Below are 13,605 nucleotides of genomic sequence, written 5' to 3'. Positions count from 1 at the left end.
TTTTGGCTTTTCGGGGGTTATTCACCCCTGAGAGGCTTTTGCTTTTTTAGGAGGGATATCATGAAGTTGCTCAAGGAAACACTGGCCTCGATTGTGCCGCTTGACGACGGCGTAATGGCCAAAGTTCAGGTTAGGCTGGACAGCCTTACCAAGCCGCCGGGCAGCCTGGGCAGGCTGGAGGATATCATCCGCCAGTACGCAGGCGTCACCGGCGAGGAGCGGCCCGCCATCCCCAGGAAGTGCATGGTGCTGGCAGCCGCCGACCACGGCGTAGCCCGGCTGGGGCTCAGCGCTTACCCGATCGAGACGACGATCCACATGACCCGCAATTACCTCCTTTCCCAAGGGGCCGGCGCCAACGCCCTGGCAAAATTCTGCGGCGCCGACATGGTTGTCGTCGATATGGGTGTGGCGGGCGACCTGTCTGACGTTCCCGGCCTGTGGCACCGCAAGATCGCACACGGCACCGCCGATTTTACCCAGGGACCGGCTATGTCGAGGGAGCAGGCGATTCAGGCGATTGAAACCGGTATCGAAATCGTCGTAGATCGGTGCGGAAACGGCTACCGCTGTTTCAGCATCGGCGAGATGGGGATCGGCAACACAACATCCAGCGCGGCCATTGTTGCGGCTTTCACGGGGATAACTCCCGAGCAGGCAACCGGCCGCGGCACCGGCATCTCGGACAGTCGCCTGGCCATTAAAATCGACGCCGTCAGGCGGGGTTTGGCGGTCAACCGCCCCGACCGCACCGACGGGCTTGACATCCTGGCCACAGTCGGTGGCTTCGAAATCGGTGCCTTGGCCGGGGTGATCCTCGGCGCCGCAGCCCATCGCTGCCTTGTCGTCATCGACGGCTTCAACGCCAGCGCCGCCGCCCTCATCGCGACGTCCTTGGCCGCCGACGCACGGGAGTATCTGCTGGCGTCCCATCTCTCCGCCGAGCCGGCCCACACGAAGATGCTCGAATATCTCGGTCTCGAAGCTTACATCGATATGGGGCTTCGCCTCGGTGAGGCCACCGGCGCTTCGCTGGCCATGAACCTTCTCGACGCGGCGATCAAGATGCTGGACGAGATGGCCACCTTTGCCGAGGCCGGCGTTTGCCGCGAGAGCCAGGAGGTCTTGAAATCATGCTGAAGGACACGATTGCCTCGATAGGTCCCCTGGACGAGGCGGCGATGGCCGCCTGTCAGCTGCGGATCGACAACCTGACCAAGCCGCTGGGCAGCCTGCACGGCCTTGAGCAGTTGGCTGTCCGGATGGCCGGCATAACCGGCCGCCCCAGACCGCGGGATTTGGGGAAATACATCATCCTGATGGCCGCTGACCACGGCGTGGTCGCCGAAGGGGTAAGCGCCTACCCACGTGAGGTTACCCCCCAGATGGTGGTCAACTTCTTGCACGGCGGCGCCGCTATCAACGCTTTCGCCCGCCACGCCGGAGCCCAACTGATTCTTGTCGATATCGGCGTTGGCGTCGAATTGCCCCAGATGGTCGGCCTGTACCGCGAGAAAATCGCTCCCGGCACCGCCAACATCGCCCGTGGTCCGGCAATGACCCGCGAGCAGGCTTTGCGGGCGATCGAAGTGGGCGTCAGAATGGCCCGGGTTGCCGTCGGACAGGGCGCGGAAGTCATTGGTCTCGGCGAGATGGGGATTGGCAACACGACGCCCAGCACGGCGATAATCGCCTGTTACAGCCGCAAAACCCTGTCCGAGCTCACCGGCCGCGGGACGGGGCTGTCGGCCGCCGCCATCGCCTATAAAGCGGATGTCATCGGCCGCGCCATCGCCGTGAACCGGCCCGACCCCTCTGACGCCCTAGACGTGCTCGCCAAAGTCGGCGGTTTCGAGATCGCCGGCCTGGTGGGCGTCATTCTCGGCGCCGCCGCCTGCCGGGCGGCAGTGGTGCTCGACGGTATTATAACGAGCGCCGCAGCGCTTTTGGCGGTGAAGCTCGCTCCCGCAGCCAGAGATTATCTCGTCGGTTCGCATTTTTCCTGCGAGCCGGCTCACAAGGAAGCCTTGAAACTTATTGGCCTTGACGCCTACCTTCATCTCAATATGAGACTGGGGGAGGGGACCGGCGCGGCCCTCGGCATGCGGCTGATCGATGCCGGCCTTCACGTGCTTAACGACATGAAGACCTTCGGCGAGGCGGCGGTGGCGGTTGCCCAGGACGGGCCGGGGGCGCTGCGGCAGAGGACGGATGTATAGTACCCGAAAAAGACGAAAGCACTCCTAATACGGAGTGCTTTTTTAGTGAGGGATAATGTTTGGTTGGCAGCTTCTTTAGGTAACCGGTTCCTCTTGAACTACTTAAGCATCTTTCCCTTTAGTCGGCGGGAACCCTGGGGCAATGGCGATGATCTGGCAGAAGTTGATGAACACGATCTGGCCTTCTTGAAACGCGACGACGGACGGGCCGGGGGGGCCTCCCACTTCGACATCCTCTTCCAATTCAAGCTCAAGGAAGGTGTCGCACTCTACATCGTCTTTGTGATTGTGATCGTCGCATTTGTCTTTGCCCCTGTCATCGCAGCACTCACACTTTAATTTGACCCTGCAATCAACGATCTGGCCGACAAACAGAAAGCCGTCATCGGTAAGAACCGTTACCGTTTGACCCACGTTAAACGTTTGTCCTCTGTCCACCATTTGCAATCCTCCTGTTAGAGTCGCTGGGACTCCAGAATTTTAGGGTAAATCTACTGTATGATATTCGTCGTAGACGGTAAAGGTGCTATGTAAATATTTAGCCCGTGGTTGATGGCTCTCCAGCCGCCGCCTCACCATTTCAGTGGTCTTCCCATATCATATTTAAGAAGGAAGAGGTGAGGAGGGTCATTTTGGACGAGACGAGTATCCCACGTAAAATCAGACTTCCCAGCCACGTCGCCGCCTTTCGCTGCGCCCAATGCGGCGAATGCTGCACCAATAAGTGGCGGATCAAAATCGATGCCGTGTCCTTTGACAAGCTGTGTAAAAAACTCGCAGAACTTGGTAGACAAAAGGAACTAGAGGACAATTTCATAAGTGGTTACATTGCCCCCCGGTTTCGGTTTCTCCCTAACGGGAAGTGTCCCTATCTATCGGACAAAAACCTATGCCGCATCCAGCTCGAGCTTGGCGGAGACTATCTGTTCGACATCTGCAAGGTTTATCCGCGCCATGTATTCGCCTCTCAGGACGCGCTGGAATTTTCTTTGTCGCTTTCCTGTCCAACAGCGGTAAAAACGTTGCAGCAAGGCAAGATAACGATTGCCGAAACCGATTGGCCGATAAAGGACGGGCAAGGACCGGAATTTTTCTTTATGCAGCCGAACACTATCCAGCGCTATTACCCTGAACGAAGCCCTGTAGGCAATCCGCTTCTGCCTTACTCTCTGCTCGAAGACCGGTTTATCGAACTGCTCCAGGATCGGAGAAGCCTCGTTGGCCCGCGGATGGTCGCCCTGGGGCAGGAACTCGGGCGACTGGTTCCCGGAGGCGAACCACAGAAGTCGGACGGGTCAGGGAACTTGAGAGAACATTTAGCCCAGCTTTTTAAGATGGCAAATATTTTTTTGGTGAACTCCCGTTCGCCGGCAAGCTCGCAAACTCTCTGTCAGAGACTGCTTCCTCTATCGGCCGATCCGCCACACCCCACGGAAAGCGCCAAAAGTGCGGCCCGGCCTAAATTAACGCTGCCGCGCCCTGACCAATACCGGCAAATGGTCGAGCGATACTATTATTCGTCCTGCGATGTCGGCGAAGGTATCCTGGAGAACTATCTAGTTAATTTCGTATTGGATAAAAGCTTTTATCTGCGGCCGCCGCACCTCGCCTACTACCGGATGGCTTTCGCCTATGCCGCTATCGTTGCCTTCAGTGTCGGACTCGGTATTTCCACAAACCGGACCGTAGACGAGCAAACCGTGTTGCAGGCGGTTTACGATGTAGAGAACATCTTTTACGGCACTTGGTTTTATCCGTACGCCGCCGCGACCAATGCCGGGAAAAGCCCGCGGCAGATTCTGGAACGTGGTCTGCTCCTGGCCGCCATATAGTCGGTGGAGGGAGTATCAACGCGAATTTGGTCTGACCGGTAAATCTGCTGGCGAAATGATTCCCTTGCGCAGTCGCTTTTTGTGTTGATTCAGCATAAATTGTAATAAAGCAACCATAGAGGGAGGAGAAGAGCATATGGGATTCTTCGATGACATATGCAATCGACATTGGTGTGAAGAGCTGATCTGCGCCTGCGGCAACAACGTTGTGGTGTTCACCGCCGACGGATTCACCTTCTTCGGCCTGCTCGACCGGGTGGAAGACGGTATAATCATTCTGCTTCCGGCGGCCGGAGAAGACGACGTTATCGTAATTACCGCCGGTGGCGAGGAAGAGGAAGAAGACCTGTCGTTCATCGATATCTGTACTGTTGTAGCAATATCGAAGAACGTACAGAAAAACCCGTTCAATTGTGAAAAGAATGAGGCTTAAAGGAGGGAAATAGAAGTGAGTGACGAACCGGTTGCCCGTGATAGCACGTGCCGCCTCATCCATATCTTGAAGCGCCTGGAAGGCGAGGAAGACGTAAACATAAGAACGGTAGGGGGATTCCAGTTCGAACTGGGGCGGCTTGTTCGCGTGGAGGATAGATTGGCCCTCGGTTCAGACGTCGAGGCGGATCTTCCCGGCGGAGACGAAATTGATTTGGGTAATATCACCATTAATCTTTGTGCTGTTACTTCCGTAGGTGAAGACTAAATAAAGCGACCACGAACCGGAACCACAAGGTTCCGGTTCTTCTCTGCTATTAGCTTCGTCGAAGCCAAGACAGGCAGGAAAAGCCATCTGCCAGGGGGAAATATACTCCCTACACGGAGCCTATGGAGTGACGATGATGCATGACCAGTTCAGACAGCAACCCGCCATCCTCGACCACCTCGACAACTGCATCGAGCAGGCTGTGACCGTTTACCTCGATGCGGTCGGTGGCTGCCAAGTGACCTTGACCACCTGGGAGCGCCGGAACGGCTGCTGGCTGCCGGTTTGCGAAGCGGCGGCAGTCATCGGACGGAGCGGCTTTATTCCACCAGCCGATAAAATCGAAGGCGACGGCGGTACGCCAACAGGCGTCTATCCCCTCAGCCTTGTTTTTGGCTACGCGGCCACTGCTCACACCGCAATGCCTTACCGTCAGATTACAGTAAAGGACTATTGGGTCGACGACCCCGCATCGCCGCAGTACAACACCTGGATTAGCGGCAGACTACAGGCCTCGTCGTGGGAGACGATGCTACGAACGGACGGCCTCTACCGCCACGGGATCGTCGTGGAGTATAACACCCGGCCGGTGATTCCGGGCAAGGGCAGCGCGATCTTCGTCCACCTGTGGCGTGGGCCCGGGGAACCTACGAGTGGCTGCGTCGCTATGGCCGAGGCCGATCTCCTGGAGATTATCGCCTGGTTGGAGCCTGGGAAGAGGCCGGTGATTGTCCTCGGCGTGCAGTAATCTCCTTGCACCTTCCGGTAGACTATGTTATAATCACTTTCAACAACCGCACATTACAAAAACCGTGAACAGGAAAAGTAGGCATGACGCCTTGTCGCAGAGAGCCGGGGTTGGTGGGAGCCCGGTACGGGTAAGATGCCGAAGTTCTCCTGGGAGTTGCAAACTGAAGCCCGCAAGGGTGGTAGGGGATGCCGGGAACCTTCGCCGTTACAAGAAGGGGGGTATCGGTTTCGGCCCGTACCCTTGAGGTGACCCGCCGTTTGGCGGGTAACAAAGGTGGTACCGCGAGCGAAGCCCTCGTCCTTTACGGACGAGGGCTTTTTTGTTTTTCCCGGATAAAGGACCAATATATATTTGAGGAGGAGATCACTGTGACAACAACCAGACCGCAACCGGCTGCCGAGCCCAAAGTAGCTTACCTCGGACCCCGCGGCACCTTCAGCGAGGAAATCGCGCTCAGCTTTTACCGGGGGGTCGAGGGATACTTTACACCGTACGCGAGCATTGACGCCGTGATCCGGGCGGTGGCCGACGGCGAGGCGGCGGAGGGTATCGTCCCGGTGGAAAACTCCCTCGACGGCTCAGTGAATATCACCCTCGACACACTGGCCCACGAAGTGGATCTCCGCATCGTCAAGGAGATGATACTGCCCATCCGCCACAATCTGCTGACGCGGGACGATACAAAGCACATCAACGTTATCCTCTCCCACCCCCAGGCTCTCGCCCAATGCCGCAACTACCTGCGCGAGCATTACCCCGGCGCCGAACTGGTCGCTGTGGAGAGCACCGCGGCCGCAGCCTATCAGGTGGCAGGCGGCGCCAAGAATACGGCCGCGATCGGCAGCCTGCGGGCCGCCCGGCTTTATAGTCTCGCGGTGACGGCTACGGAAATCCAGGATAATCCGCACAACAGCACGCGCTTTATCGTTCTCGCCTGCGATGCGGCGACAGCGGGCGGGCCGGGTTGCAAAACCTCGCTCATTTGCCAGATCAACGGCGAGAAGCCAGGCAGTTTGCATGATATTCTCGGCGAATTCGCCTGCCGCCAGGTCAATTTGACGAAGATCGAGTCCCGGCCCGCGCGCACCGGCCTGGGGCAGTATATCTTCTTCCTGGATGCCGAAGGCAGCCTGGAGGACGACAATGTCCGTGAAGCGGTAGAGGCCGTCTGCAAGAAAAGCCTATGGTTCAAGAGCCTCGGCTCATATCCCGTGTATATGGTCAAATATCAGGACGACTGAGGAGGTTCACCATGGTAATCGTAATGAAACATGATGCTACCGACAGCCACATCAGCCACGTCGTCGGCCGCGTCGAGGCAGCCGGCCTATCGACCTGCCTGTCGCGCGGACAGGACAGGACGCTGATCGGCATCGTCGGCGACAAGCGGCTGATCGTTACCCTGCCGGTGGAAGCTTTTCCGGGCGTGGAAAAGGTGCTGCCGGTCACCGACAGCTATAAATTGGCCAGTCGGCAGTTCCGTCCCGAGGCATCGGTTATCGACGTCGGTGGAGTTGAGATCGGCGGCGGGAAGCTGGTCGTCATGGCCGGGCCGTGCGCCGTGGAAAGCCGCACGCAGCTTCTCGAGGCAGCCGAAATCGCCAGAGAGGGCGGTGCGCAGTTCCTGCGGGGCGGTGCTTTTAAACCGCGTACTTCGCCGTATTCGTTCCAGGGCCTGGAGCGCCAGGGCCTTGAGTATTTAGCAGAGGCCCGCGACGCTACCGGCCTGAAAATAGTAACCGAGGTCGTAGACGTGACCTCGGTTGCGATGGTGGCGGAATATGCCGATGTACTTCAGGTCGGCGCCCGCAACATGCAGAACTTCAAGCTGCTGCAGGCGGTCGGCCAGGCGGGCAAGCCGGTGCTTCTCAAACGGGGGATCGCGGCTACAATCAGCGAGTGGCTGCACGCCGCCGAATATATCCTCAGCGAGGGCAACTTCCGGGTCATGCTCTGCGAACGGGGCATCCGCACATTCGAGGAATACACCCGCAATACCCTGGACTTAAGCGCGGTCGTGGCGGCAAAAAAGCTCAGCCACCTGCCGGTCGTCGTCGATCCAAGCCACGGCACCGGCCGCCGCGAGCTTGTCGGGCCGATGGCGCTGGCCGCTGTGGCCGCGGGCGCCGACGGTCTGATGGTCGAAATGCACCCCAACCCGGCTGAGGCTCTTTCCGACGGGCCCCAGTCCCTCGATCCCAATCAGTACCGAGAACTGATGGCGGCGGTGTTTTCGTTGGCCGCCTTTCTCCGCCCGGCGGTGTAGTTAGCGGATTACGTGATGGATGCGGAGCTCGGGGTCGTCGGCCAGATCCAGGACCGCGCCGCTCGTGAGCTGAACGATCGAGCGGGAAGGCGACACCGGGTTAAGGTAGACCACCCGGGCTTCGCGGCCGTCGTTTAGGGCGACGATATTGCCGCACAGGAAGTTGAGCATCCGCCCGGAGAACAACAAGCATATTTCCGGGTCGGCCTGGTGCTTGGCGTCGTTGACTGTCTCCAGACCCGAATAGGGGCTGTAAACGGCGCACGGGTTGCGGTTTATCGTCAGGGCTTCATCGTAGATGTCGGCGACGGCGACGATTTTGGCGTAGGGGTGGATCTTTTCCCCCGGCAGGCTCAGCGGGTAGCCGCTACGGTCGTTACGCTCGTGGTGCTGGGCGATGGCGGCTTTAACGCTGGCGGCGAGATCAAGGCCCTTGACAAGCTCGAAGCCGTAGCGGACATGCTGCTTGTAGTGGGCGTAGTCGTTGGGAGGCAGCAGGTTGGTGCGGTGGAGAAGGGATTGCGGGAGCTGGGATTTGCCGACATCGTGGAGTAGGCCGGCTAGGGAAACGGCGTTGACCACTTCCGGCGGGTAGTTCATCCAGGTAGCGATGAGAGCGGCGATGACGCCGACGTTGACACTGTGCTGGAAAGTGGCGTCGTCGCAGGGCGGCAGGTCGTAAAGCCGGTCGACGACGTTGCCGGCCGCCTGAACGCCTGCGGCCAATTCGTCGGCGGTGGCCGTGAAGGCTTCCAGGGGCATTTCCTGGCTGGCCCTCAGGTCGGAAAACGCACTCTGAACGACACTGACCGACTTGTTGTAGCTGTTGACAAACTGCTCGACCTCTCGACTGAGGATGGGGTTGACGGGTACTTCGCTGACGATATTGGCAACGGCGATTTGCCAGTTTTTCAACTTGTTGATGGTATGGCTGCTGACGATAGTTCCGGCGCCGATCAGAACAGCGCCGTCTCCTGAGAGGAGGTCATGGGCTAGTTCCATTCCCGGTACGAGTTGATTGACATGGAGCTGCACCGTTCTACGCAGGGCTTCCCTTTGTGTCATTCACACAGTCTCCTCAGAAGTAATTCCTATTTATGGTAAGTACGACGGTTGAGCGGTTTTTCCTTTATCAATTTCGGGGAAAGAATACTTTTTTCGCGAAAATGACTATTTTCATTTAGCGGTTTGTCATTGTCCCCGGCAGGGATTATTGCGCATGGAAAAGAAGATAATAAGAAATATTAGGTAATGCGCCAGAAAAAATAAATGTGAGGTGACGCCAATGACCAACTGCTCGACGATCGTGGCAATTCTCCAAGAGAACCGCGTCGAGACCGCCCCGAAGGTTCAGGACATTCTCACCGAATTTGGCTGCTTCATCAGGGTAAGGCTCGGACTGCATGATGCCGCAATCGACCAATGCACCAACACCGGCCTCATCCTTCTCCAGCTTTGCGGTGAGAACATCCCTGTCAAAGACATGGAGAAAAAGCTCAACGCCATCCCCAACGTCAAGGTTAAGACAATGAGCCTGGATTTCTAAAGGAACCTTAGCTGCCGGGAGGCCGCGGGCGCAGGTGCCCGCGGCTTCGCGCGTGCAGTCGATTACCCGCCTTGACAAACGCAGGAAGAGTATATATGATTTTGAGAAAAAATAGAAAATAAACGCGAGGTGTTCCCATTGACCGCTAAAGTGTACTTTCTTCCCGTGTCCGACGGCCTGCCGATCAGCGAGCAGGCGGTGGCGATGGACAGGATCTATACGGCGTCCGGCGCCGAGGCCGTAATCGCCGCCAAGGATTTCGTAGCCGTGAAGCTTCATGTCGGCGAAAAGAAGAACACCACCCACATAAAGCCCGAACTTATCAAGCTGCTGGTTGACAGGGTCAAGGACAAAGGCGGCGTCCCCTTCCTCACCGAGACGTCCACCCTCTACAAAGGCGAACGGGAGAACGCCGTAAAGCACATTCTTCACGCCCACCGCCACGGTTTCGGCATCGACAGCGTCGGCGCCCCGTTCATAATGGCCGACGGTCTCACCGGCAACACCGAGTACGAGGTGGCGATCGACGGCGAATTGCATAAAAGCGTCAAAGTCGCGCGCGAAATAATGAGCGCGGATACACTCATCGCCGTGGCTCATCCCACCGGGCATCCTGCTGCCGGATTGGGCGCTTGCCTCAAGAACCTCGGCATGGGGTTGGCCAGCCGCATGGGCAAAATGCGCCAGCATTCGGCGATGCTGCCCGAAGTGCTCACCGACAAGTGCCGCTTCTGCGGGAAGTGCATCAAGTGGTGCCCGCGCGATGCTATCGTCGAGAAGGACGGCAAAGCGTATATAATGACGGAGAAATGCATCGGTTGCGGCGAATGCCTGGCTATGTGCCGTTTCGACGCCGTCAGCTACGACTGGGGGGCGGAATCGGGCTACATGCAGCGCAGCATGGCCGAGCACGCCTATGGGGCAATCGTCGGCAAGAAGGGCAAGTGCTTTTTCTTTAATGTCATGATCGACATGACCAAAGACTGCGACTGTTTCAACGTCGACCAACGCAAGCTCATACCAGACATCGGCATCCTCGCTTCCGACGACCCGGTAGCCATCGACAAAGCAACCCTCGATCTCACCGCCAAGGCCCACGGTCAGTCGCTGGCCCAGTTGGCTTACGCCAAGCATGATGCCATGATCCAGATCGAGCACGCCGCCAAGGTCGGCATGGGCTCCCTCGAATACGAGTTGATCGAGGTAAAATGAGGTAATCAGCGTGAAAACCAACGCCGCCCGAATTCTCGACGGGCTCAAATTAACCTATCGGCTCATAGAATATCCGGTGGACGAAAACGACCTCAGCGCCGAGAGCGTCGCCGCTAAGGTCGGCATGCCGTCCGAGCAGGTTTTTAAGACGCTTGTCGCCAAAGGTGACAAAACGGGCGTCATACTGGCCTGCATTCCCGGTTCGTTCGAGCTTGACCTTAAGGCCCTGGCCACGGTCAGCGGCAACAAGAAGGTTGACATGGTGCCGCTTAAAGAGGTTCAGAGCCTGACCGGCTACATCCGCGGCGGTGTTTCCCCCGTCGGCACCAAAAAGCGGTATCCCACCTATTTCGACGAAACTATCCTCGTCTGGCCGGAGATATCGGTTAGCGCCGGTGTGCGCGGCTGCCAGATGGTGTTGACGCCGGACGACGTCCTGGCGGCGGTGGGCGGCAAAACAGGCGCGATCGCCAGGACGAAAACATGACAGGGGGAATCAGGGCAACCTTCCCCGGAAATTGAGGTGTGATATGCTATATCATAGTACCCGCGGCGGCCGGGAGAAGTTGACGGCGGCGGCGGCGATCAAGACCGGCATCGCTCCCGATGGCGGCCTGTTCGTTCCCGAGGCGGTGCCGGTGATCGATCGGAATTTCCTCGACGCTCTCCTGCCGCTCAGCTACCGGCAACGCGCCGTAAGCATTCTCGAGCTTTTTCTCGCCGACTTCTCGCAGGAGGAGATAGCCGCCTGCGTTGACGCCGCGTACGGCGCGGCCAAGTTCGACCACCCCGCGGTTGCCCCGGTCGTCTCGCTGGACGGCGATACCCATATGCTTGAGCTGTGGCACGGACCGACCAGCGCTTTCAAAGACATGGCGCTGCAGATACTGCCCCAGCTGCTGGTGCGCGCGCTGGCCAAGACCGGGGAAACGGCCGAGATCGTCATCCTTGTGGCCACCTCGGGCGATACCGGCAAGGCCGCTCTCGAAGGTTTCCGCGATGTGGAGCGGACCCGCATCATCGTCTTCTTTCCCCACGAAGGGGTCAGCGAGATGCAACGCCTTCAGATGGTCACCCAGGAAGGCGGCAATGTCGCTGTAGTGGCGGTGCGCGGCAATTTCGACGATACCCAGTCCGGCGTCAAGCGAATTTTCGGCGACCGCGTGGCCGGCGAGCAACTCGCAGCCCGCGGCTTCAAACTTTCTTCCGCCAATTCGATCAACTGGGGGCGCCTGCTGCCGCAGATAGTCTACTATTTCAGCGCTTACGCCGATCTGCTCAAGGGTGGAACTATCTCCGCCGGACAGCCGGTCAACTTTGTTGTGCCCACTGGCAATTTTGGCAACATCCTTGCCGGCTATTACGCCAAACTTATGGGGCTGCCGGTCAACAGGCTGGTCTGCGCGGCCAACGCCAATAATGTGCTAACCGATTTCCTCCGCACCGGGGTCTATGACCGCCGGCGCAGTTTCCACAAAACTCTGTCCCCCTCCATGGATATCCTTATCTCCAGTAACCTGGAAAGGCTCCTGTATCACGTCACCGGCGGCGACTCCGCCCAGGTGGCGGCATGGATGGAACAGCTTAATCAGGACGGCGTCTACCGTGTGGAGGGACAGCCGCTGGCGTCAATCCAGGATACCTTCTGGTCGGATTGGGCCGGCGACCGGGGCACGACCGACGAAATCAGGGCTGTATACGACCGGCACCGCTATCTGGTAGATCCCCACACCGCGGTGGCGACCCGCGTTTTGAAGGCTTACCGCGAGGCAACGGGCGACGTAGTTCCCGCCGTCGTCGTTTCCACCGCCAGTCCTTTTAAATTCAACGACAGCGTTCTGGCAGCCCTTGCCGGGCCGGAAGCGCTGATTGGCAAATCGGCCTTCGCGGCCGCCCGTGAGCTCTCCCGGTTGACCGCCAGTCCGATGCCTCCCTCGCTGGCCGGGCTTGAGCATAAAGCCGTAAGGCATAAAGCTGTCTGCGATCCGGACGAGATGAAGACAATGGTCGACGAGGCTTTGGCCAGGGAATAGAAAAGAATTAAGGATAGGGGAGACAGAATGGATTACGCCCAGAAGATGCTAGAGAAGGCCGCCAGGGCCCACTACAATCTGCCGGTGCCCGTGCTGGCGGAGCACGCCGTGCGCGCCGGCGAAGGCATGCTGACCGCCAGCGGCGCCCTGCGCGTCACCACCGGCAAGTACACCGGCCGCTCGCCCAACGACAAGTTCGTCGTCGATTCGCCGACGGTTCACGCCGCCATCGACTGGAGCAACAACAAGTCCTTCGCGCCCGAAAAGTTCGCCAGCCTTTACGAGCGGATGCTGGCCTACGCCGCAGGCCGCAATCTTTACGTTTTCGACGGCTTCGCCGGCTCGGGGCAAGAGCGGCTGGCTGTGCGCTTCATCAACGAATTCGCCTGGCAGAACCTCTTCGTCCACCAGCTGTTCGTGCGGCCCGACGCGCCGCCCGTTGACCCCAGGCCGGACTTCACCGTCATCTGCCTGCCGGGCTTCAAGGCCGACCCCGCCCGCGACGGCACCAACTCCGAAGCGTTCATTATCCTCGACTTCGCCGCCCGCCTTGTCCTCATCGGCGGCAGCCACTACGCCGGGGAGATGAAGAAGTCGGTCTTCACCTGCATGAACTACGTCATGCCCTTAAAGGGCATATTATCGATGCACTGCTCGGCCAACATCGGCGCCAAGGGCGACGCGGCGCTGTTCTTCGGCCTGAGCGGCACCGGCAAGACGACGCTGTCGGCCGACCCCGGCCGGAAACTGGTCGGCGACGACGAGCACTGCTGGTCGGATAGCGGCATATTTAACATCGAAGGCGGCTGCTACGCCAAGTGCATCAAGCTCAAATACGAGACCGAGCCGCAGATCTGGGAGGCCATCCGCTTCGGGGCGGTGCTGGAGAATGTCGTTATCGACGAGGCCACCCGCGAAGTGGACTACGACAGCGAGGCGATCACCGAGAACACCCGCGTCGCCTATCCGGTCGACTATATACCGGGAGCGGTCATCCCCGGCGTGGGCGGCCACCCCAAGACGATCGTCTTTTTGACCGCCGACGC

General features: G+C 58.9%; 15 protein-coding genes and 1 other annotated feature. Of the genes, 13 read left to right on the top strand and 2 right to left on the bottom strand.

What is annotated here, in order from left to right; genetic code table 11:
* The first annotated feature begins 60 nt into the window (after nt 1-60).
* Both cobT (RIN56_11490) and cobT (RIN56_11485) read left to right on the top strand, forming a co-directional pair.
* Nucleotides 61-1,140, top strand: a complete 1,080-nt coding sequence (cobT, locus tag RIN56_11490; GenBank protein MDR7867433.1) for a nicotinate-nucleotide--dimethylbenzimidazole phosphoribosyltransferase — start codon at nt 61-63, stop codon at nt 1,138-1,140.
* Nucleotides 1,134-2,219: a nicotinate-nucleotide--dimethylbenzimidazole phosphoribosyltransferase gene (cobT, locus tag RIN56_11485; protein ID MDR7867432.1), complete on the top strand. Its 1,086-nt coding sequence runs from the start codon at nt 1,134-1,136 to the stop codon at nt 2,217-2,219. Before cobT (RIN56_11490) ends, cobT (RIN56_11485) begins: the two co-directional genes overlap by 7 nt.
* Before the next feature lie 102 nt (nt 2,220-2,321).
* Here cobT (RIN56_11485) and RIN56_11480 read toward each other — a convergent pair whose 3' ends face one another.
* A complete protein-coding gene (locus RIN56_11480; protein ID MDR7867431.1) occupies nt 2,322-2,660 on the bottom strand; it encodes a hypothetical protein in 339 nt (112 codons plus the stop codon).
* Nucleotides 2,661-2,851: 191 nt separating this feature from the next.
* Here RIN56_11480 and fliB point away from each other — a divergent pair, with 191 nt between their 5' ends.
* The 6 genes from fliB to aroF all read left to right on the top strand — a co-directional run bounded on the left by fliB (nt 2,852) and on the right by aroF (nt 7,768).
* Complete coding sequence (gene fliB / locus RIN56_11475) at nt 2,852-4,051, top strand: flagellin lysine-N-methylase (GenBank protein MDR7867430.1); 1,200 nt, start codon at nt 2,852-2,854, stop codon at nt 4,049-4,051.
* A gap of 136 nt (nt 4,052-4,187) precedes the next feature.
* Nucleotides 4,188-4,484 (top strand): hypothetical protein, encoded by a 297-nt coding sequence (locus RIN56_11470; protein MDR7867429.1) that lies wholly within the window; start codon nt 4,188-4,190, stop codon nt 4,482-4,484.
* Between the two features lie 15 nt (nt 4,485-4,499).
* On the top strand, nt 4,500-4,751 hold the full coding sequence (locus RIN56_11465; protein MDR7867428.1) for a hypothetical protein: 252 nt from the start codon (nt 4,500-4,502) through the stop codon (nt 4,749-4,751).
* A 133-nt stretch (nt 4,752-4,884) separates the two neighbouring features.
* On the top strand, nt 4,885-5,499 hold the full coding sequence (locus RIN56_11460) for a L,D-transpeptidase family protein (protein ID MDR7867427.1): 615 nt from the start codon (nt 4,885-4,887) through the stop codon (nt 5,497-5,499).
* A gap of 55 nt (nt 5,500-5,554) precedes the next feature.
* Nucleotides 5,555-5,807 (top strand) — a binding site (T-box leader).
* A 63-nt stretch (nt 5,808-5,870) separates the two neighbouring features.
* Nucleotides 5,871-6,743: a prephenate dehydratase gene (gene pheA, locus RIN56_11455; protein MDR7867426.1), complete on the top strand. Its 873-nt coding sequence runs from the start codon at nt 5,871-5,873 to the stop codon at nt 6,741-6,743.
* Nucleotides 6,744-6,754: 11 nt separating this feature from the next.
* Nucleotides 6,755-7,768 carry a 3-deoxy-7-phosphoheptulonate synthase gene (gene aroF, locus RIN56_11450; GenBank protein ID MDR7867425.1) on the top strand — a complete coding sequence of 338 codons (1,014 nt, stop codon included), beginning with the start codon at nt 6,755-6,757 and terminating at the stop codon, nt 7,766-7,768.
* Here aroF and RIN56_11445 read toward each other — a convergent pair whose 3' ends face one another.
* Entirely contained in the window at nt 7,769-8,833 is a 1,065-nt protein-coding gene (locus tag RIN56_11445; GenBank protein ID MDR7867424.1) for an HD domain-containing protein, read from the bottom strand.
* Between the two features lie 220 nt (nt 8,834-9,053).
* Here RIN56_11445 and RIN56_11440 point away from each other — a divergent pair, with 220 nt between their 5' ends.
* From RIN56_11440 to RIN56_11420, 5 genes are all read left to right on the top strand, one after another.
* The gene (locus RIN56_11440) at nt 9,054-9,314 is read left to right on the top strand and encodes a hypothetical protein (GenBank protein ID MDR7867423.1); all 261 of its coding nucleotides are present in this window, start codon (nt 9,054-9,056) and stop codon (nt 9,312-9,314) included.
* A gap of 138 nt (nt 9,315-9,452) precedes the next feature.
* On the top strand, nt 9,453-10,526 hold the full coding sequence (locus tag RIN56_11435) for a DUF362 domain-containing protein (GenBank protein MDR7867422.1): 1,074 nt from the start codon (nt 9,453-9,455) through the stop codon (nt 10,524-10,526).
* Nucleotides 10,527-10,536: 10 nt separating this feature from the next.
* A complete protein-coding gene (gene ybaK, locus RIN56_11430; GenBank protein MDR7867421.1) occupies nt 10,537-11,013 on the top strand; it encodes a Cys-tRNA(Pro) deacylase in 477 nt (158 codons plus the stop codon).
* Nucleotides 11,014-11,056: 43 nt separating this feature from the next.
* Complete coding sequence (gene thrC, locus RIN56_11425; GenBank protein MDR7867420.1) at nt 11,057-12,559, top strand: threonine synthase; 1,503 nt, start codon at nt 11,057-11,059, stop codon at nt 12,557-12,559.
* Nucleotides 12,560-12,586: 27 nt separating this feature from the next.
* On the top strand, nt 12,587-13,605 hold a 1,019-nt coding region (locus RIN56_11420; protein ID MDR7867419.1), incomplete at its 3' end, for a phosphoenolpyruvate carboxykinase (ATP).

Source organism: Sporomusaceae bacterium (genome assembly GCA_031460455.1).
Taxonomy (GTDB): domain Bacteria; phylum Bacillota; class Negativicutes; order Sporomusales; family UBA7701; genus Anaeroselena.
Note: the sequence above shows the minus strand (reverse complement) of the source record. Positions and strands in the feature narration are given on the sequence as shown.

What these genes read in the sequence shown, in the direction of transcription:
- cobT (MDR7867433.1), top strand. Translation starts at nt 61, where the DNA reads ATGAAGTTGCTCAAGGAAACACTGGCCTCGATTGTGCCGCTTGACGAC.
- cobT (MDR7867432.1), top strand. Translation starts at nt 1,134, where the DNA reads ATGCTGAAGGACACGATTGCCTCGATAGGTCCCCTGGACGAGGCGGCG.
- RIN56_11480 (MDR7867431.1), bottom strand. Translation starts at nt 2,660, where the DNA reads ATGGTGGACAGAGGACAAACGTTTAACGTGGGTCAAACGGTAACGGTT.
- RIN56_11470 (MDR7867429.1), top strand. Translation starts at nt 4,188, where the DNA reads ATGGGATTCTTCGATGACATATGCAATCGACATTGGTGTGAAGAGCTG.
- RIN56_11460 (MDR7867427.1), top strand. Translation starts at nt 4,885, where the DNA reads ATGATGCATGACCAGTTCAGACAGCAACCCGCCATCCTCGACCACCTC.
- aroF (MDR7867425.1), top strand. Translation starts at nt 6,755, where the DNA reads ATGGTAATCGTAATGAAACATGATGCTACCGACAGCCACATCAGCCAC.
- RIN56_11445 (MDR7867424.1), bottom strand. Translation starts at nt 8,833, where the DNA reads ATGACACAAAGGGAAGCCCTGCGTAGAACGGTGCAGCTCCATGTCAAT.
- RIN56_11440 (MDR7867423.1), top strand. Translation starts at nt 9,054, where the DNA reads ATGACCAACTGCTCGACGATCGTGGCAATTCTCCAAGAGAACCGCGTC.
- thrC (MDR7867420.1), top strand. Translation starts at nt 11,057, where the DNA reads ATGCTATATCATAGTACCCGCGGCGGCCGGGAGAAGTTGACGGCGGCG.